Raw genomic sequence first — 18,646 nt, forward strand, 5'->3', positions numbered from 1 at the left:
ACTGCTGGCAGAAATATCACACCAAGCGCTCAACGCTAGGGGTAACTTTCATGAACACCAGTCGTGAAGAACTTCAAAAACGACCAAATGGACCGTGACTTTCTGAGCGTTTCTTTTCAAAAAAAGTTTTCATAAGAGATGCGCATTCTTCTTCTAAAACACCAGAGTACACTTCGACAGAATGTGGGTATCTTCTATCACGCAGAACGTCATATAAGCTCCCTGCCGCCCCTGTCTTCTCTTCCCACGCACCAAGAACAACAGTTGATATTCTGCTCAACAAAATTGCGCCAGCACACATAATGCACGGTTCAATGGTCACGACTAACGTGCAGTCTTCTAAACGCCACTGTCCACGCTGTTCGGCAGCTTCACGTAGAGCAATGATTTCAGCATGAGCGGTAGGGTCTTGGTTTTTTTCACGCTGGTTGTATCCGCGACCAATAATGGTTCCGTCCGAAGCGATAACGAGAGCACCAATAGGCACATCTGAACTATCTAAAGCACACTGAGCTAAGGATAGTGCCTCATGCATCCATTCTTGGTGTTCTTTCCGGTGAATACGACGTGCATGAACATATTCTGTGTTACACATATAAACTACTCAAAACCATTTTTATCTAGGAAATAGCCAAAGCAAAAGGATACACACTGTGTGCCCCAGCCCGACGTAATTGCCGAGCAATAACAGTTGTACTCCATCTAGAGTTCACGCTATCAGACACCAGAAGTACTGAAGGGTGATGCGTTTGTAAAAACACTCTCATAGGTTCAGGAATCGCATAGGCATCCCAAACCCCCGCACAACGGAACACAGAGTTCCCCTGCGCATAAGACGTTGGTTGTACTAACTGAATATCGCCTAAATCGTGAAGGCGTCCCGTCTGAGCAAGACCACGAGCAAGAGAAAAAGCCAAACGCGGATGATGTTCAGAAGGCACCCCGATGACAACATTCGGGCGATTCTGCCAGTCCCACTGGGACAACACTTTGACACAGGCCTGACCTAGCTCCGACGACACTTCAACATCTTCAGCGTCTTCTTTGAAAATTTCTCGCAGAACATTACCCCACCCAATATCAGTTAGCCTCGCTAAAGCTCTCCCTTGGCAGGCACGTTCTTCTTCAGCAATCTTTGCGCGAGAAGGAATTTCAGAGTCTTTCCCAGTGCCTATCTTTTGTTCAAGAAGTTTCTTAAGTCCACTGGGCCACATACGACGAGGTTCAATACGAACACCTGCTTCTTGGAGACTATTGCGGGTTGTTTCATGAGCATACGAACTAATCTGTTGGGGATACCAAGAACCTGCACAGTTATCACACCGTCCACATTTCGTAGCTGTAGTATCGTCCAGTTGCTGAGCCATGTATACCATTCGGCATGAAGACGTACTGATATAGGAGAGCATTGCTTCTTGCTCGTGCTGACGTGTTTGCGCTACTTTTCTGTATCTTTCAGCGTCATAAGTCCACGGCGCCCCAGTTGCTACCCACCGGTTAGACACACGACGTACAGCACCCTCTACAGCAAGCACTTTTAGAAGAAGTTCTAGATTGCTGCGACGAATATCAACGACAGTCTCTAGTGCGCTTAGTGTTAACGTCTGGCCTTGTTCTCGAGCTTTTTCTAGCACATTCAAAACAATAGAAGTGTTTTCTTCTGTAGGCATTGACGCGGTAGCGAAATATTCCCAAATATCTTGGTCTTCTGCACCAGGTAGTAATAAGACGTCTGCATTATCGGTGCCACGTCCGGCACGGCCAACTTGTTGGTAGTAGGCAATGAGACTCGATGGGGCACCGCAATGAATCACAAATCCCATATCTGGTTTGTCAAAGCCCATGCCCAAAGCACTCGTTGCCACGAGTGCTTTTATCGTGTTGTGTCGTAAAGCTTCTTCTGCTTCAATGCGTTCTTCGACAGACATCTGTCCGCTATATGATTGCACCGCGTATCCGGCATTTCTGAGGATATGCGCGATATCTTCTGCAGCAGATACGGTAAGGGTGTAGATAATCCCTGAACCAGTCAATGTTTTGAGGTGTTCAACAAGCCATGCAATACGTTCTGTAGATTCTTTGAGGTGGAGCACACCAAGTCGTAGAGAGTCACGAGAGAGCGGTCCACGCAGAATGAAAATATCGAAGTTCTGTTCAGAAGAGTTTTTTAGGGTGTTGCCAGAGTAGTTAAGCTGTTCTGCAATGTCTTCAATGACTCGTTGGTTTGCGGTTGCTGTTGTTGCCAGAATGGGGGTATTGGGCTTTAGCTGAGCGATAACTTCGCGGATGCGGCGATAATCGGGACGGAAGTCATGCCCCCAATCTGAGATGCAATGTGCTTCATCAATGACGAGTAATCCAAGAGAATCGACAAGTTCTGGTAGCCAATGTTCGTAGAAATCTGGGTTGTTGAGGCGTTCTGGGCCGATGAGGAGCACATCTAATGTTTGTTGCTGGAGTTGTTGCCGTATTTCGTCCCATTCGGTGATGTTTGAGGAGTTGATAGTGGCGGCTTTGACTCCAGCTCGGGCGGCCGCTTGTACTTGGTCTCGCATGAGTGCAAGTAGTGGAGAGATGATGAGAGCAGGCCCTCCCCCGCGTTTGCGCATCAGTAATGATGCGATGAAATATACTGCAGATTTTCCCCATCCTGTACGTTCAATGACGAGAGCTTTACGGCGGTGTTGCACGAGGGCTTCGATTGCTTCGTATTGTCCGCGGTGGAAGGCAGCGTCATTTTTTCCTGTGAGTTTTCTGAGAAGTTTTATTGCTTCGGTGTATAACTCATCGTGATGTATCTGCGAGTAATTCGACATATCTTGTAGTCTACGGAACCTTTCACTGGCAAAGAAGTCTCTGGAGAGAGATGTAGATAATCTTATGTTCTCAGCATGTACGGGGCTTTTACCTAGTAGAATCGGCAGGAGTTTACTTTCATTAGACCGCTATCAACAGGAAAGTTTTTTATGAGCCATCTTCTTCTGGCAGGTATTTTTGACATGGTGCAGATGCCTGTCGCGGTATTAGGTATAGACATTGAGAAGATTCTTGAGCAAGCTGGTCCCTGGGCTTTGGCTGTGGTGACGTTGATTGTATTCATTGAATCTGGCGTATTGTTCCCTTTTCTTCCTGGTGATTCTCTTCTTTTCACCCTTGGTCTCATTCACGTTCAGCTAGGTTTGAACCTTTGGGTGATGATTCTTTGCTTGTGTATTGCTGCTGTTGCCGGTGATCAAGTTGGTTATTATTTGGGGCATCGCTTTGGGCGTAGGTTCTTTAGTGCTGATGCAAAAGTGCTCAATACGAAGAATCTTCACGCCGCAGAGAGCTTCTTTGAGAAATATGGTGGCAAGGCTCTAGTTCTTGCACGTTTTGTTCCTATTGTGCGCACGTTCGTTCCCTTGGCTGCGGGTATTGCGAAATATCGTTATCGTGATTTTGCGAAGTGGAATATTACCGGTGCGATCACGTGGGTCTTTACTCTTGTCTTTGCTGGTGTACTTTTAGGCGGTATTCCTTTTATCCGAGACAATGTTGAGGCTATCGTTATCGTAATTGTGGTTGCCTCTGTTCTTCCTGTCGGTGTGGAATATCTTCGGGAACGTCGTAAGGCTCATCGCTCTTTCAAATAACAGTAGTTATACAGTAAAAGGTGGATATCTCCGGTGTTGGAGATATCCACCTTTTACTGTATGAGACGAGATTAGTGAGATTCTTGTTCCATCAGCTCACTGAAAAGTTCTGCGTTGTATTGGAAGCCACGGAGTGTTTCGTCAACGACGTTTTGACGTTCTTCTTCGCTCAGAGGTGCGTTATCAAGGAGAGTGCGGTATGAATCTTTGAAAATTTTAGGCTTGGGTAGCTCGTCGAAGCGATACATGCTCAAGGCTTCTGAGCTAATACCGTAGTGACGTCCCATCAAGACCGCTACTGCTTGTCCGCCAGATAGGTCACCTAGGTAACGTAGGTAGTGATGAGAGAGGAAACGCTCGGGTGATTGCGCGCTGTCGAGGATACGCTGAGCGTATTTAGTTGTTGCAGGCAGAGCTGGGTCGATGTTTTCTTGTCCAAGTGCTTTGATGTCAGCGCGAATACGTTCGGTGCGCGCTAGTTCTGGCTGGTTGAAGGGTTCAAGCATTTTGTTGCCGGCTTCTCGGTAGCCTTGGGCAACTTTTTCGAGGGCTTCGTACAGGTACACATATTGGTTGAGTAAACGCAGGTAGCTTTTTTCAGATAGTTCGCCCTTCATGAGTTTTGTCATGAATCCCGAGTGTTCTGCTGTTGAGTGCAGTTCTTCGCTTTCGCGTTTGAGTCGTGCTGAAAATTTTTCGGCGGGGATTTCTGTTGTTGCAGTGGCGTTCATGGTGTACTCCTGACATTTTAGTGACACGATGTCACTAAATAACTTACTGACATAATGTCATTAAAATTCGTTTTATGCAAGCACGCGCTTCACAACAGATGATAAGGTTAGGGTAACTAAACATGTATGCAATTAGCGTACATTGTTGTAGCCTAATAGCGTCATCCCTAAATAGCCATACCTTTCAGAGGAATATCATGCCGACACAACGCACAAAGCGCTCCTACGCTTTCTTGGCGACCGCAGCAATTGGCCTTTCCAGTTTCAGCACACTCCCCGCAACCCAAGCAGTCGAAACACCACCTGCAGCAAGCGAGCATATACAAACCCAAAAGACTCTTGAAAACTCCACAATGACGTGGGGCGTCAAAGAATCTTTCCATAAATATGTCACCGGACCTATTGCCGCAGGAAACATCGAAGCAAGCGATGGAGCTTCCCTCAACGACCAACAAATCATCACGTGGGAACAGGGCCAAGGAGAATACTCCTTAAGCACAAAAACCGGACACATAAATTTTGGAGGTGCTCTTCATTACACTGGACACCACGGTGTACTTGACATCTCACTCAAAGACTTCCAGCTCATCTTTAACGCTGATGGAACCGGAACCATCAAAGTTTCAGGAACCTCTAAAGACATGGCTGGAAATATCACAGACCTAGAAAACGTCAACTTTGCAAACGTTGTCTTGACACAGCCATCTTTCAAAGACAACACCCTCACCTTCACAAACGCTAATGCAACGCTCACCGAAGATGGAGCGAAACTCTTTGCGAATTTCTATAAGGCTGGCACAGAACTTGACCCTCTGACTATCAGTGCACAGATTGCGCCAGAGCCTGTTGAGCCGACCGAGCCTGTTGAGCCGACCGAGCCTGTTGAGCCGACCGAGCCTGTTGAGCCGACTCAGCCTGTTGAGCCGACTCAGCCTGTTGAGCCGACTCAGCCTGCTGAACCGACTAAGCCTGCTGAACCGACTCATGATTCCCTACAAAGTGTCGAATCAGCTCAAGCCACGTGGGGCGTTAAAGAATCCTTTATTCACTACATCACCGAAGGTGTCGCACAGGGAGAAATATCCCTCACCGACGTTGAAAACAACCAAAATGTTTTCGCCTTCACCAAAGTTAACGAAGCAAAGTCTGGATTCAACCCCCAAGAAAAAACCGGCGTATTCGCTTTTGACGGTGTCCTACGATTCACAGGACACCACGGAAAACTCGATATCACTATCTCCAACCTACAAATTCAGATACGCGAAGAATCCGGATACCTTGTTGCAGACATGAGCACCAAGTCAATGGACGGATCAACCACATCTGCACGTGCCGTGCACCTTGGAAACATCGATATCAGCTCTCTAAAAATAGAGAAAAATATCGTCTCACTCACCAACGCGCCAGTCTCACTCAGTACAGCAGGAGCACAAGCCTTTGGCGGATTCTACCAAGCTGGCACAGAGATGGCACCCCTAAACCTTCAAGCTCAATTGGGTGAGGCTACAGACAACACGCTCTCCTACGACCGTGCAGAAAATCACCCAACTAAGCAGGATACCGAAGAAGAAAAACAAAGTTCACATTCTCAAGACTCTTCTGAACATCCAACCCAACAAGGGAATACAGCTACTCCTGAAACCACCACACCCAAGGGCAACTCTCATACACACGTATCACGCAACCCTTCTTCTGCTTCAGCAGCAACCTGTGTTCCAGTGCAAATCACCGAAACAGTACCTGGTAAAACCACTCAGGAAAGTACAGGAAAGAACATCATCTCAGCAGGTGTTCTTGACTGGGGACTTCGCACATCATTCCGCAATTACGTTGCCGGAGGAATTGCTCACGGCGGATGGAACCTTGATGGAGTTACCTACAATTCTGGTGCATTTACCTGGTCCAACGGAACAGGAAATATTGAAGGAGCAAAAGGCACCATATCCTTCAACGGCTCCATTAACTTCCACGGACATGACGGAGTTCTCAACACAACACTTTCTAACCTTCGTGTAGAAATCAACGGAAAACGCGGAACTCTCTACGCACACGTCAACGCAAACTCCATGGAAGGCAAAAACGTTGACTACGGAATCGTCGCTTTTGCTAGTCTTGACCTTTCAAAGATGTCAATGAACGAGCAGAAGATTTCTGTTGTTTCTGCTCCAGCAGTACTCACCGAAGCTGGAGCAAAATCCTTCGCAGGTTACTATAACGCCGGCGAAACACTTGACCCCATCTCTTTCTCCGGAACTCTTACACCCGAAACAAAGAGCGTCACAGGTCAGCCCACAACAGTCACCCGAACTGCATACCGTGGAGCAGGATGCACAGCTGAACAACTCGCATACACCGGAACTTCCCAAACTGTTCCATTCCTCATTGCTGGTGGAGGAATGCTAGCCCTTGGTGCAATGCTTCTTATCACAGCTCGTCGCCGACGCACAGCATAACCTCACAACGCTATCGTCGATAGCTTCAATCAAGCTGTTCGGGTAGATTACCCATCCGTTGTCTACCCGAACAGCTTTTTTAAAACCACAATTTTGGAGTTTCCATGCGCCCAACCATATCCTCTGCTTCCCTCTCTAACCCATTCCGCGCTGTTATCGTACTGTGTTTGCTTCCTCTCCTATTCCTTCTCACTGGTTGTGGGGTAGGAACACTCAATAACTCTCAGCAAAGTTCATCATCGCCATCATCTGACTCGTCAGCTCAGGCAGAATCTGAACATCTATCGGAGCTAGAACAAGGAACAAAATACCTCGAAGAACACGCATCAAAAAACCCCAAGGAACTAACTGGTACTGCAACAGCACAAAGCGTTGGAGCGGTACTTCCTCTTGAAAACCCACAGCAACCCCAACTGCCTGTAACAGTCACCGACCATCAAGGCACAGAAGTCACCGTAGAAAAAGCTGACAGAATTCTAGCCCTTGACCTGTACGGAACCCTTGCCGAGACAGTGCAAGGACTAGGTTTAGCTGACCATCTAGTCGGTCGCGTTACCTCAACAACAGAACCATCGTTGGCACAGCTTCCAGTCGTTACGCAAAACGGCCATGACCTCAACGCCGAAGCTATTATTGCTTTACATCCTGATGTAATTCTGATGGACACCACAAATGGCCCTCTAGAAATTACAGAACAGCTACGTAGTGCTGGACTAACCGTCGTACATTTTGACCCTAAACGTTCTTTACATACCATCAGTGAACAAATTACTGCCGTTGCGCACGCATTAGGCGTTCCTGAATCTGGAGAACGTCTCAATAAGCGAGTCAGCACTGAGCTATCTCTCGTCCAAGAATCTATTGCGCGTGTAGCGCCCAAGGAAGAGTCACAAAAAGTATCCATGGCGTTCCTATACGTACGTGGTACAGCGGGAGTCTTCTTCGTTCTCGGTCAAGGTTCTGGAGCTGACGATCTCATTACCTCAGTTTCCGGTATTGATGCAGCCTCTGAAGGGGGCGCACAAGGAACAACTCCTGCAACATCTGAAGCCCTCGTTAAACTCAACCCCGATTTGATTCTCACCATGACTGGCGGATTAGAATCAACCGGAGGATATGAAGGATTTTTAGCTCGTCCTGGTGTCAGTGAAACAGCTGCTGGTAAAAACCATCGCATTATTGATATGAACGACGGTCAGGTGCTCTCCTTCGGACCTAATACTCCAGCCGTATTACTGTCCTTAGCTCAAGCAATTTATATTCCTGTACAGGAAGCGAAAACCTCCTAGTGTTCACCAGTTGGATTCAGCAAAAAAAAGTTGCTCTCACCTTCACCATAATGTCAGTACTACTGATATTGGTCTTGTTATCATCTGCCGCTCTTGGCCAATATCAGGTACCTGTTACTGAAGTATTTTCTTCTATCTATCGACGATTCTTTGGAGGCTTAAACACCTTACAGCTCTCAGATGCCACGCTATGGAATATTCGTTTTCCCCGCATCCTTCTTGGAGTGCTTGTGGGTGCTGCTCTGGGTGTTTCTGGTGCTGTCATGCAATCAATTTTTGGCAACCCACTAGCAGAACCAGGCGTTATTGGAATTTCTGCAGGAGCAGCCGTTGGAGCATGCACAGCTATCGTCTTTGGGTGGACGTTCCTTGGAATTTTTACTGTTCCAGTTTTTGCGTTTTGCGCGGCTCTAATCACCACAGCTTTGGTATATATTTTTTCTCGCTCACACGGTAAAGCTGAAGCTCTTTCGATGATTCTTGCCGGTGTCGCAATTACAGCAGTTGCAAATGCTCTGATTGCTTTAATGATTTTTATCGCGGACGATGCTTCTCGTGACCAGATTGTTTTTTGGCAGATGGGCTCACTCAACGGAGCAACATGGAAAGCAGTCTATACAGCTTTTCCTATTATTGTGATAGGTCTTGTTATTTGTGCATATATTGCTGCTGAGCTCAACCTATTAGCTTTAGGAGAAAGAGCTGCTCAACACGCAGGAGTCCATGTTGAAAGGCTTCGTATCATTGCTGTTATTGCAACAGCCCTTCTAACGGGTGTTGCGGTAGCTTATGCGGGGATTATTGCTTTTGTCGGGCTGATTGTCCCCCATGTATTACGTCTACTTTTAGGGCCCTCAAATACTTTGCTTCTTCCAGCATCTGCTTTAGGAGGGGCGTTGCTGATTGCTTCTTCAGATTTAGCAGCACGTACTCTTGTTGCTTTTGCAGATTTACCTATTGGTATTTTTACAGCCCTTGTTGGTGCCCCAACGTTCTTCCTCCTGTTACGGAGAACCATCAAAAAAGGACGTGTATAGCGTGCTCAATGTTCATAATGTTTCGGTCTCTATCGGGGCAAAAGACATCCTTTCAGAGGTTTCTTTTAAGGCTCATGCCGGTGAGGTGGTTGCTCTCATTGGCCCTAATGGTGCTGGTAAATCGACACTTCTTTCAGCAATTTGTGCCGATGTTTCGCTCAGTTCTGGGCACGTAGAATTTAACGGCATTTCCTTATCGTCATTGTCGGCGCGTGAACTGGCTCAAAAACGCGCTGTTCTTCTCCAAAAAACGGAAGTATCTTTTCCGTATTCAGTAGAAGAAGTCGTTGCGATGGGGCGCACACCGTGGAAGGGCACATCTGCTGCTCAAGAAGACGAAGATATTATCCAACGATGTATGCGCATCACTGAAGTTGAGCATATGGCGCTACGCGATATTATGACGCTCTCCGGTGGTGAGTCGGGCCGTGCTCATCTAGCACGTATTTTTGCTCAAAGTACTGAGCTCATTTTGCTCGATGAGCCGACAGCAGCATTAGATATTTTGCATCAAGAGCAGACTCTTAAAAATGCTCGTGCTTTTGCTCAGCAAGGCGCTACTGTTGTGGTGGTGTTGCATGATTTAGATGTTGCTGGAGCGTACGCCGATTCTATTGTGCTGTTAAATCGTGGCAAAGTTATTGCTCAAGGGTCTCCTGAGCAGGTGTGTACATCTCAAAGGCTCAGCGAGGTTTATGGTCACCCTATTGAGGTGTTGCGTCATCCTTCAAATGGTAGGCTTCTGATTCTTCCAGAACGGCATGAATCCTAGATAAAGGTTCTTCCATCATTTTTCTTAGGATATATACCTCCTAGGGATGAGGTATTCTGCCACTTCTGTGGTTACTCTGATATAGAGTCGTCTTAGGCTGTATAGGTCATATATTTTATTCATCATCATAATGGGGTTTATTTCGTGAAAAATACTGGTTCGGTATCAACTGATTCCACGTTAAGTACGCCCTCGTCTGAGGATCTTATGAAGAATGGGCTCAATGAGGTTCAGGTTGAACAGCGTGTTCGTGCTGGCATGACGAACCACCAAGATCAGTCCTCTTCTCGTAGCACTTTGACGATTATTCGCACTCACTTATTTACCCTTTTTAATCTTGTTTTAGGTCTATGCGGTGCAGTTGTTATTGCTTTAGGACGTTGGCTTGACACCTTATTTCTTTTAGCAGCGATTGCCAACGTTGTTGTTGGTTTTATTCAAGAGTTCTCTGCCAAACGTAAACTTGATCAGATTGCATTATTGCGTCGTGATCCGGTGAGTGTCATTCGTTCGGGCTCTGTTGTTCAGCTTCCCATGGAACAACTTGTTGTCGATGATGTTGTATTGCTCAAACGCGGTGATCAGGTCCCTGCTGACGCGTTAGTGTTAAGTTCTGACGGATTAGATGTTGATGAGTCCATGCTCACTGGAGAAAACGATCCAGTTGCTAAACGTCCTAATGACAAGGTTTTGTCAGCTTCTTCTGTTGTTGGTGGAACTGGCCGTGTCCGTATTTATGCAGCAGGTACGTCATCTCACGCAGCGAAGTTAGCTCAAGAGGCTCGAAAGTTTAGCGTTATTCATTCTGAGCTTCGTGCCGGAATGGAACGCGTAGTTCGGTGGATTACTTATGCGTTAGTGCCGATCATTGCAATTGTTCTTAACGGGCAGATGGTAGCTGCTGGTGGTTGGCGTTATGCTTTTGAGCATAATGTCTGGCAAGACGCCATTATCGTTGCGGTGTCTTCTATTGCTTCTATGATTCCTCAGGGGTTAGCCCTGATGACAACGATTTCTTTTGCAACTGCTGCAGTCAAGCTTGCTCAAGATGATGTTCTGATCCAAGAACAACCTGCCGTTGAAGTACTCGCTCGTGTTGACGTGGTGTGTTTTGATAAGACAGGAACTCTCACTGAAGGCGGCGTACGTTTTAATGAGCTCCTGCCGTTATCTGTTCAAACATCACAGGACGACTCTTCTTCTGCCCTGTCAGAGGCGGGGCAACAGGCGCTTGCGTGGTTTGGTGCTGATGAAAACGCTAACCCTACGGCAGCAGCTTTAGCTGACGGTTTCCGTGTTGTTCCGTCAAGCCCCGTACGCGGTGTTATTGCATTTTCGTCTGCACTACGGTTTTCTGCAGTGGAGTTTGATACTGGAGCGTGGGTATTAGGCGCCCCTGAAGCTCTCTTAGAGGGCGGCTCTGCAGAAAGAGAGCGTGCTCAGCAACTTGCTTCTAGTGGATTACGGACGATGGTACTTGCCCATGCTTCGTCGTTAGAACGCGATGCAAAGGGTGAGGTGGTACCTCGTATTCCCACTGCTTTGAAGCCACTTTGTTTTGTAACGTTCCGCGAGCAAGTTCGTAAAGAAGCACCTGAGACATTAGCATATTTCCGGTCACAGGGAATTGATTTGAAAGTTCTTTCTGGTGATAATCCGCAGACTGTTGCGGCAGCAGCAAAGACTGCTGGTATGGATGTTTCTGCTGGTGCTATTGATACGTCCTTATTACCTGATGAAGGCCCTGAACTTACTGAAGCCGTGTTGAACCATGCTGTTTTTGGTCGTGTAAATCCTCAGCAGAAGAAGAATATGGTTCTTGCGTTGCAAGAGCATGGTAAGACTGTTGCAATGACCGGTGACGGTATTAATGATGCGTTAGCTCTCAAGCATGCTGATTTAGGTATCGCCATGGGAAATGCTGCTCCAGCGACGAAAGCTGTTTCTCGTTTGGTTCTTTTGGATGGACGTTTTGACCGGTTACCGTCGGTGTTGGATGAGGGTCGAAAGATTATCGCCAATATTGAGCGCGTGACGAATCTATTCCTTTCAAAGACAGCGTTTGCGATTTTATTGGGTATCACCTTGGGTATTTTGTGTTGGAAGTTCCCCTTCTTACCACGTCAGTATTCAACAGCTGATTTGTTGATTGTTGGTGGCCCAGCGTTCTTTATTACGATGTTCCCTAATACTCGTAAATATGTTTCGGGGTTCTTGAACCGTGCATTGCATTATGCGATTCCTACCGCGGTGATTATTACGACGATGCTTGTTAGCGTTAATTTCTTAGGTCGTTCTTTGGGTAGCGCTGTTGTTGAAGAGCAGATTCAGACGGCTACTTTTATCACGTTGACCATGATTGGTATTTATAACGTGACAACCGTTATACGTCCGTTGCGCTCATATCGTTTAGCGATGGTTGGGTTGCTCTATCTTGGTATGGTTGCAGCAATTCATGTTCCTCTCTTACATGAATATCATCAGTTTATGATGCCTCCGGCAGAGTTACATCTGTGGTCTGTTGTTCTTGGTGTTCTTGGCATTGTTCTTGTGGAAGTGAACCTGCGTTTCCATCAGCGTTGGTTGCGTCGCTATCACCCTCAAGCTGTTGAAGCAGAACGTGCGGCTCGTCTCTCATAGCGTTTCCAAAAATCAGTTTTGCTGTAAGAAGGATGGTCGTTTTAGACAAGTTTTTTAAGATATTTCCCTTAGAGATATTCCTCAATCGAAATATATACTTGTCAATCACGTTTTATGTAGATAGCTGTTATTTTCTGCGGGTATTGCAAGAAAACGCTCAGAGGGTGTAAAGTTACTGCCGAAAGCGCTTCTTCAAGCGTTTACTCATACCATCACAGGATTGTTACTGAGATAGCAGGCAAGACCTGAGTTACATTGTTCAACATCATCATTTTTAGATGCATTATTTGTTGGACCACCGGTTATATTACGGTAGCTCTCATAGCAGAGAACTACCTTCCAAAGTATTGCTTTGGAAACTCGGTGAGGTGTAGCTCGGGTCTTTTATGTTTTCTCAGGACTTTCCGCACACACCAATCCAGAAGGAGTACCAGTGAACAACTCCGAGATGGGTGCCAAAATCCTCGAAGGTCTTGGCGGCCCAGAAAATATCTCGCACTTCACTCACTGTGCAACCCGTCTGCGCGTTACCCCTAAGTCACGTGCAGCAATCAACACCGAAATGATTGAAAAAATCCCCGGTGTTCTTTCCATCATCGAACAGTCCGGACAGACCCAAGTTGTTCTTGGCGACAAGGTTGAAGCTGTTTACAACGACATGCTCAAACTCCCCGGCATGAACACTGTTGGGGAAAGCTCCGGCAATTCTTCCGCTGAAGGCGAGAAGAACGCTAGCGTCCTCACCCGCGTATTCGACGTTCTATCTGACTCATTCCGCCCAGTTCTTTGGGCACTGCTTGGTACCTCGATGATTCTAACCCTCATCGTATTCATGCAGCAGATTGGCTACTTCGGTCAGTACGTTGACCTCACCGGCGAAACCGTAAACATCGACATCGTTAACGGCCCTCGTCTCTCTGATCCAGAAGTTGCAACAGCCATGCTCGATGAGTGGCGTCGTGCTTATCCTTTCTGGTTCCTCATGCTTGCAGCATCACTTTCTGTTTTGCAATTCATGCCTATCATGATTGGTGCTACCGCTGCTAAGCGTCTTGGCGCAAACATGTGGGTTGGTGCAGCTATCCCTGCAGCATTGATGACCGGCGTTTTCCAGGGCTTCAACAACATCGCAGTTGATGGCGTTGTCAACGTTCCTTTCCTCGGTCTAGATCTTCCTTTGTACGTCATGAACTACACCGGACAAATCTTCCCACCGTTGTTCGCAGCTGCTTTGCTTGCTCCACTTGAGCGATTCCTCAAGCGCGTTATTCCTACCATGCTTCACATGGTATTTGTACCAATGATTTCGGTCATGATTCTTGTTCCCGTTACCGCATTCCTCGTTGGTCCTTTCGGTATCAAGTTCGCATTGGCTATCTCTGACGTCATCGGTGGCGTTAACGAAGTTGCTCCTTGGCTTGTTGGCGGTCTCATCGCAGGTCTCTACCTCTTTATGGTTCCTCTTGGCCTACACTGGCCTTTGAACGCGGTCATGATCAACAACCTTCAGACCATCGGTACCGACTTCATCCAGTCCCCTATGGGTGCGTACAACTTCGCAGTATTCGGTCTCGTAACCGGTGTTGCTATCCGTGCTAAGCAAAACAAAGAACTCCGCCAGACCGCTGTTGGTGCAGCTGCTTCCGGTTTGCTCGGCGGTATCTCTGAGCCTTCACTCTACGGTGTTGTACTTCGCTACAAGCGCGTTATTCCTCTCATCTTGGTACCTGCTGTTATCGGTGGTGCTACCATCTCCGCATTGGGTGTTAAGTCCTACGCATTCGCATTCACCTCCTTGCTCTCTATCCCTGCGATGCAGCCTGCTGGCTACTACGTCATCGGTCTTTCCATTGCGTTCTTCGGCGCGATGGCTGGTGTTCTCGCATTCGGCTACGAGTCCAAGACTCCTGCTGCCGGCAAAGTAGCTGAGAAAGTAGCTGCTACCGCTGGTGCTGCTGCAGGCGCTGCCGGTGCCGCTGCTGGTGCTGTTGCAGATAAGGCTCAGGCTGCTACTTCCGCTGTTCAGGAAAACCTTCCTTGGGCATCCGGTGAAGCAGTAGAGATTTCTTCCCCTCTTGAAGGCGAAGCTATCGCATTGTCTGAAGTTCCAGACCCCATCTTCGCAGCTGGTCAGCTCGGTAAGGGTGCAGCAGTTGTTCCTAGCGGAAACTCTGTTGTTGCTCCTGCTGCAGGCAAAGTTGCCGCAATCCCCGCTTCTCGCCACGCTATCGGCCTCAAACTCGATAACGGTGTAGAACTTCTCATTCACGTCGGTATCGACACCGTCAACCTCAACGGCGAAGGCTTCAATGTTCTCGTTGCTAAGGGCGACCGCGTCGAAGCTGGTCAAGAACTTCTTACCTTTGACCGCTCCGTCATTGAAAAAGCTGGCTACTCCCTCGTCACCCCCGTTCTTGTCACTAACACCGTCAAGTACGAAGACGTTGCAGGCGTAACTGGCGACGTAAACACCTCAAGCAAGTTGCTCTCTATCACCGCTAAATAAGGGATTCTTCCTTTTCTCAAAGTGCTGATATAAAAGGCTGGGTGTCTTACCAAAGATTTTTGGTAAGACACCCAGCCTTTATTGATGAGGGGAACATATTTTTATGGGTGCAGAGGTAAAACTTTATGCACGTGTGGAATACCAGCTTCCATAAATTCTTCACCGTATTCTTCGAACTCTCGATATAACGTATCTTTCAGATAAGACTGTGCTGTTAGCTCAATACGATCAGCTGATGTATTTTCTTTAATCCAACGAATACCGGTTTCAAGGATGGTGCGTCCAAGTCCCATTCCTCGAGCTTTCTCGTGCACTGCGACTCTTCCGATTGTCCAAGCCCCAGGCATTAGTTCATGTGATTCGTCGACGTATTTGCCACAATCGAACATGCGGATATATGCCAAGATTGTTCCGTCAGCGTCCTGATGGAACATGTGTATACAGTTAATATCTGTTTCGTCTGGGTCTGGTTCAGTAATTTTTTGCCCGCGGGTAAAAACTTCTGCTCTGGTGCAATAGATTCCGTGAAGTTCGCGAAGGGTTAGTTCGTCGAAAGATTTAACCGTAAAATCTGGTTGTTTTTGTTGTTCGATCATCGTAACCACCTTAGGCTCTATCATTGTGAACATTGCTTGAACATAAACGAAAACCCCGCTCTGGAATATATACCAGAACGGGGTTTTTCGGTGCGCCCTGTGGGGCTCGAACCCACGACCCACGGATTAAAAGTCCGATGCTCTACCAACTGAGCTAAAGGCGCTCCACCAAGCTCAAACGAACTCAGCAGGTACTACTATACAGCAATTATCGAAAAAGTAAAAACTCCACAGAGAATATTTTTAACGCGATAAGGAGCACATTTAAACCCTCTCACCCTCAACACTAAAAAACCTAGAATATCCCTATGCCCCAAAACCCTCGACCCAGCAGAACACACCACCGCCCCGTCACATTCTCCACTGAGGTATTCGACCGTTACCCTGGTGGTTCAGACCCTCAAACAACCGCACAGGCAGCACACTTCTCAGCGCATGCACTATTACAACAAGGAAGAAAAAATACCGACCCAAACATTACCCAAAAACTTGTCCACTTTACCGACACCTTCGGCTTAGAAACACTCGCAGAAATGTGGTCACAAGCGCCTGCTCTCTCTTTACCTGGCGCACTCTGGAGAATCTACCTCATTAGAGACACCGTCCACACACATACAACACAAATCGCGCACTACTATGCTCGCGGAATGGAACAAAACTGGCGTTCCTCCCTCATCGCAGGTGTAGCAGACCCACCCACCGAACAAGAAGTCGCAGAAACCACCAACACCATTCTCACAGGAGCCTACACCGGAGATTTCGACATAGCCTTAGAACGTTTCGCCGCATTCTGTGCTGTTATCGCAACAGGACAACGAGCTACCGCGCACACCATCGTCTCAGGCAAAAATTATCCCATGCGCTCATCTGAGCCAACGCTACAACCTGAACTACACCCCAGTGCAGAAGTACAGACGGAAGCACGTAGACGAGCAGAACGACTCCACTGCAAAACTCAACAGCTCCTTACTATCTCCCAAGAACTCGAACAAGCAGCACAATCATGGCGAGCAGGCACCCTCGAATAGACACCAACAACGCTATCTACACATGTAGCATCATCGGTATCGAACGTTTGACATCCTTAGCAAAAGAGAAGAAACTAGATATAGATGTCAGGCTGCTAATAGGTAGCCCCGGGCTCCAAAAATATAGCCGCTACGAGCGGCCTTCCGCCGAGAGGCGCTCCCAGCCTGGCATCGCCTAAAACACTTCCCCAGAACGGCTCATCTGCCTGCATCACCACTACGCACATCATAAGTTTGCGGGGAACCACCCGAAGGAAAGCCGTGTTTGACTACTTATTCCTCTCTGAAAACTCTTCTCTAAAATCTCTGGCAGAACTCTCACGAAAAGTCATCAACTCAGCAGATATGCTCTCAGAGCTCGTAGGCTCTATAGAACAAGCTGACACCTCTAACATCCTCGATGAGATGTTCACACAAGAAGCACAAGCACAAGACCTATTCTTTACCACCATGACACTCGTACGCAGCTCTTTCGCTGCTCCCCTACCTCGAGAAGACCTCTACACGCTAGCAAACCACCTGATGACAGCGGTAGAACGCCTCACCAGTGCCGCACATGTACTTTCACTACACCGTATTGAAAGATTCCCCTCACATCTGACCACGATGCTCGACCTCATCCAACGAGAAGCCGTCCTAACAACAGCTGTTATCCCAAAACTCGAAGACCTCAAAGGACTCGACGAATACTGGATTGACATGCTACGCATCTCACGCCAAGCAACACGCACAGCAGAAATCTACAGTGCCGAACTTGTCGACCAAAATAACAGCCAACATTATATGAAGCACTTCCAATTCATTACAGAACTCAAAGCTGTATCTGATTCCATGAGAGCAGTCTCCGCACAAATTGGTCGCATCGTGGTACAGGAATCATAAATAGTGAGCATCATCCTGTTTATCCTCGCATTTTTAGGACTCACCGGCTATCTTTTCGTCACGGGATTCCATGATGCACCCAACGCCGCCGCCGTCCCCGTACGAACCCGCGCACTCACACCAAGAATAGCGTTACTTGTCGGCGCCTGCCTTAACTTCTTAGGAGTCCTCGCTGGTACAGCCATCCTCACAAACCATCACTCACAATGGGTGAAGGTGCCGCTTAACAATGTAGGTTTAGCCATCCTCCTCACAGCTTTCTTCGCTCAAATAGTATGGGGCCTCATCACCTTTTGGCTTAGGATGCCCTCCTCGTCTACCCACGCTCTTTTTGGCGGACTCATTGGCGCAGTCTGGGCGGCGAATGAATCAAATATTGCGACCGTTAACCCGCTCACAGAGTCTTTTAAAAGCTTCATTCTTGTTCCGTTTCTGGTGCTCCCCGCCTTAGTATTTTTCCTCTCGTGGGCAACAGTTTTTCCTCTATCGCGTCTGACGTCTAAGGCATATCCGCGTGCAGTGCATAAGGTCTCACGCCACGCAATGTCGATGTCAAACTCAGCTATTTCTCTCATACACGGGATTCAAGTAGGACAACGAGCATTATTGTTCTTCTTATTAATGTGTCTATGCGCAGATATATCGCTCACCCCGTTATGGGTTATCGTGGCCATTCTCTTCTTCGCGCTAACCCTCGCAGCAGGAACCCTCGTGGGCGGATGGCGTATCGGACACACCTTTGCACATAAAATGGTTCAAATCGACCCATTCCGTGGTGCAGTTGCACAGGGAACAACAGCAATAGCTCTCTTCTTATCTCAAGCTTTTCTGCACACACCCGTATCTTCATCTCATTTTGCCTCCGCCTCCGTGCTCGGCGCAGGCATCAATCAAAGGTTCTCTTCTGTACGTCTTCCTATCGCGCTCAAGGTTATTTTGACGTGGGTGGCAACAGTACCAGCGGCGTTCTGTATCGCCTCATTATTCTTTCTGCTACTCTCCCCAGCTCTCAAATAGCCTCAGAATCTTTTCATGAATTATTCATGCACACTCGTACTGCATCACATATACGATGAGGGG

Annotated in this window: 14 protein-coding genes and 1 tRNA gene; 10 read left to right on the top strand and 5 right to left on the bottom strand. The window is 47.6% G+C overall.

Features of this window, described 5'->3' with window-relative positions; genetic code table 11:
* Positions 1 to 73: 73 nt before the first annotated feature.
* Positions 74 to 595, bottom strand: coding sequence for a tRNA adenosine(34) deaminase TadA (gene tadA / locus ACN08Z_RS02980; RefSeq protein WP_419103118.1), 522 nt, complete (start codon positions 593 to 595; stop codon positions 74 to 76).
* A 25-nt stretch (positions 596 to 620) separates the two neighbouring features.
* Positions 621 to 2,816, bottom strand: coding sequence for a RecQ family ATP-dependent DNA helicase (locus tag ACN08Z_RS02985; RefSeq protein ID WP_419103119.1), 2,196 nt, complete (start codon positions 2,814 to 2,816; stop codon positions 621 to 623).
* Between the two features lie 150 nt (positions 2,817 to 2,966).
* Here ACN08Z_RS02985 and ACN08Z_RS02990 point away from each other — a divergent pair, with 150 nt between their 5' ends.
* Complete coding sequence (locus ACN08Z_RS02990) at positions 2,967 to 3,632, top strand: VTT domain-containing protein (protein ID WP_419103120.1); 666 nt, start codon at positions 2,967 to 2,969, stop codon at positions 3,630 to 3,632.
* Between the two features lie 71 nt (positions 3,633 to 3,703).
* On the opposite strand, the gene ACN08Z_RS02995 is transcribed toward ACN08Z_RS02990, so the two are convergent.
* Positions 3,704 to 4,363, bottom strand: coding sequence for a heme oxygenase (biliverdin-producing) (locus tag ACN08Z_RS02995; RefSeq protein WP_419103121.1), 660 nt, complete (start codon positions 4,361 to 4,363; stop codon positions 3,704 to 3,706).
* 197 nt (positions 4,364 to 4,560) lie between these two features.
* Between ACN08Z_RS02995 and ACN08Z_RS03000 the strand changes: the two genes are divergently transcribed.
* From ACN08Z_RS03000 to ACN08Z_RS03025, 6 genes are all read left to right on the top strand, one after another.
* Positions 4,561 to 6,816, top strand: a complete 2,256-nt coding sequence (locus tag ACN08Z_RS03000; RefSeq protein WP_419103122.1) for an HtaA domain-containing protein — start codon at positions 4,561 to 4,563, stop codon at positions 6,814 to 6,816.
* Positions 6,817 to 6,920: 104 nt separating this feature from the next.
* Positions 6,921 to 8,105, top strand: coding sequence for a heme/hemin ABC transporter substrate-binding protein (locus ACN08Z_RS03005; RefSeq protein ID WP_419103123.1), 1,185 nt, complete (start codon positions 6,921 to 6,923; stop codon positions 8,103 to 8,105).
* A gap of 50 nt (positions 8,106 to 8,155) precedes the next feature.
* The gene (locus ACN08Z_RS03010; RefSeq protein WP_419103124.1) at positions 8,156 to 9,142 is read left to right on the top strand and encodes a FecCD family ABC transporter permease; all 987 of its coding nucleotides are present in this window, start codon (positions 8,156 to 8,158) and stop codon (positions 9,140 to 9,142) included.
* A gap of 1 nt (position 9,143) precedes the next feature.
* The gene (locus ACN08Z_RS03015) at positions 9,144 to 9,914 is read left to right on the top strand and encodes a heme ABC transporter ATP-binding protein (protein WP_419103125.1); all 771 of its coding nucleotides are present in this window, start codon (positions 9,144 to 9,146) and stop codon (positions 9,912 to 9,914) included.
* Between the two features lie 144 nt (positions 9,915 to 10,058).
* The gene (locus ACN08Z_RS03020; protein ID WP_419103126.1) at positions 10,059 to 12,554 is read left to right on the top strand and encodes an HAD-IC family P-type ATPase; all 2,496 of its coding nucleotides are present in this window, start codon (positions 10,059 to 10,061) and stop codon (positions 12,552 to 12,554) included.
* Positions 12,555 to 12,987: 433 nt separating this feature from the next.
* A complete protein-coding gene (locus ACN08Z_RS03025) occupies positions 12,988 to 15,060 on the top strand; it encodes a glucose PTS transporter subunit IIA (RefSeq protein ID WP_419103127.1) in 2,073 nt (690 codons plus the stop codon).
* A gap of 101 nt (positions 15,061 to 15,161) precedes the next feature.
* On the opposite strand, the gene ACN08Z_RS03030 is transcribed toward ACN08Z_RS03025, so the two are convergent.
* Together ACN08Z_RS03030 and ACN08Z_RS03035 are read right to left on the bottom strand one after the other, a co-directional pair.
* Complete coding sequence (locus ACN08Z_RS03030) at positions 15,162 to 15,656, bottom strand: GNAT family N-acetyltransferase (protein ID WP_419103128.1); 495 nt, start codon at positions 15,654 to 15,656, stop codon at positions 15,162 to 15,164.
* Between the two features lie 91 nt (positions 15,657 to 15,747).
* A tRNA-Lys gene (locus ACN08Z_RS03035) sits at positions 15,748 to 15,820 on the bottom strand.
* A 144-nt stretch (positions 15,821 to 15,964) separates the two neighbouring features.
* Between ACN08Z_RS03035 and ACN08Z_RS03040 the strand changes: the two genes are divergently transcribed.
* From ACN08Z_RS03040 to ACN08Z_RS03050, 3 genes are all read left to right on the top strand, one after another.
* A complete protein-coding gene (locus ACN08Z_RS03040) occupies positions 15,965 to 16,684 on the top strand; it encodes a histone acetyltransferase (RefSeq protein ID WP_419103129.1) in 720 nt (239 codons plus the stop codon).
* Between the two features lie 261 nt (positions 16,685 to 16,945).
* Complete coding sequence (locus ACN08Z_RS03045) at positions 16,946 to 17,566, top strand: DUF47 family protein (protein WP_419103130.1); 621 nt, start codon at positions 16,946 to 16,948, stop codon at positions 17,564 to 17,566.
* Positions 17,567 to 17,569: 3 nt separating this feature from the next.
* On the top strand, positions 17,570 to 18,583 hold the full coding sequence (locus ACN08Z_RS03050; RefSeq protein WP_419103131.1) for an inorganic phosphate transporter: 1,014 nt from the start codon (positions 17,570 to 17,572) through the stop codon (positions 18,581 to 18,583).
* Positions 18,584 to 18,646 lie beyond the last annotated feature (63 nt).

Origin of the sequence: Rothia sp. P7181 (assembly GCF_048513015.1) — a bacterium.
In the GTDB taxonomy this organism is placed as follows: Bacteria; Actinomycetota; Actinomycetes; order Actinomycetales; family Micrococcaceae; genus Rothia.

Coding starts and splice junctions, on each gene's coding strand:
- tadA (WP_419103118.1), bottom strand. CDS start 595: ATGTGTAACACAGAATATGTTCATGCACGTCGTATTCACCGGAAAGAA.
- ACN08Z_RS03040 (WP_419103129.1), top strand. CDS start 15,965: ATGCCCCAAAACCCTCGACCCAGCAGAACACACCACCGCCCCGTCACA.
- ACN08Z_RS02990 (WP_419103120.1), top strand. CDS start 2,967: ATGAGCCATCTTCTTCTGGCAGGTATTTTTGACATGGTGCAGATGCCT.
- ACN08Z_RS02995 (WP_419103121.1), bottom strand. CDS start 4,363: ATGAACGCCACTGCAACAACAGAAATCCCCGCCGAAAAATTTTCAGCA.
- ACN08Z_RS03010 (WP_419103124.1), top strand. CDS start 8,156: ATGTCAGTACTACTGATATTGGTCTTGTTATCATCTGCCGCTCTTGGC.
- ACN08Z_RS03000 (WP_419103122.1), top strand. CDS start 4,561: ATGCCGACACAACGCACAAAGCGCTCCTACGCTTTCTTGGCGACCGCA.
- ACN08Z_RS03005 (WP_419103123.1), top strand. CDS start 6,921: ATGCGCCCAACCATATCCTCTGCTTCCCTCTCTAACCCATTCCGCGCT.
- ACN08Z_RS02985 (WP_419103119.1), bottom strand. CDS start 2,816: ATGTCGAATTACTCGCAGATACATCACGATGAGTTATACACCGAAGCA.
- ACN08Z_RS03030 (WP_419103128.1), bottom strand. CDS start 15,656: ATGATCGAACAACAAAAACAACCAGATTTTACGGTTAAATCTTTCGAC.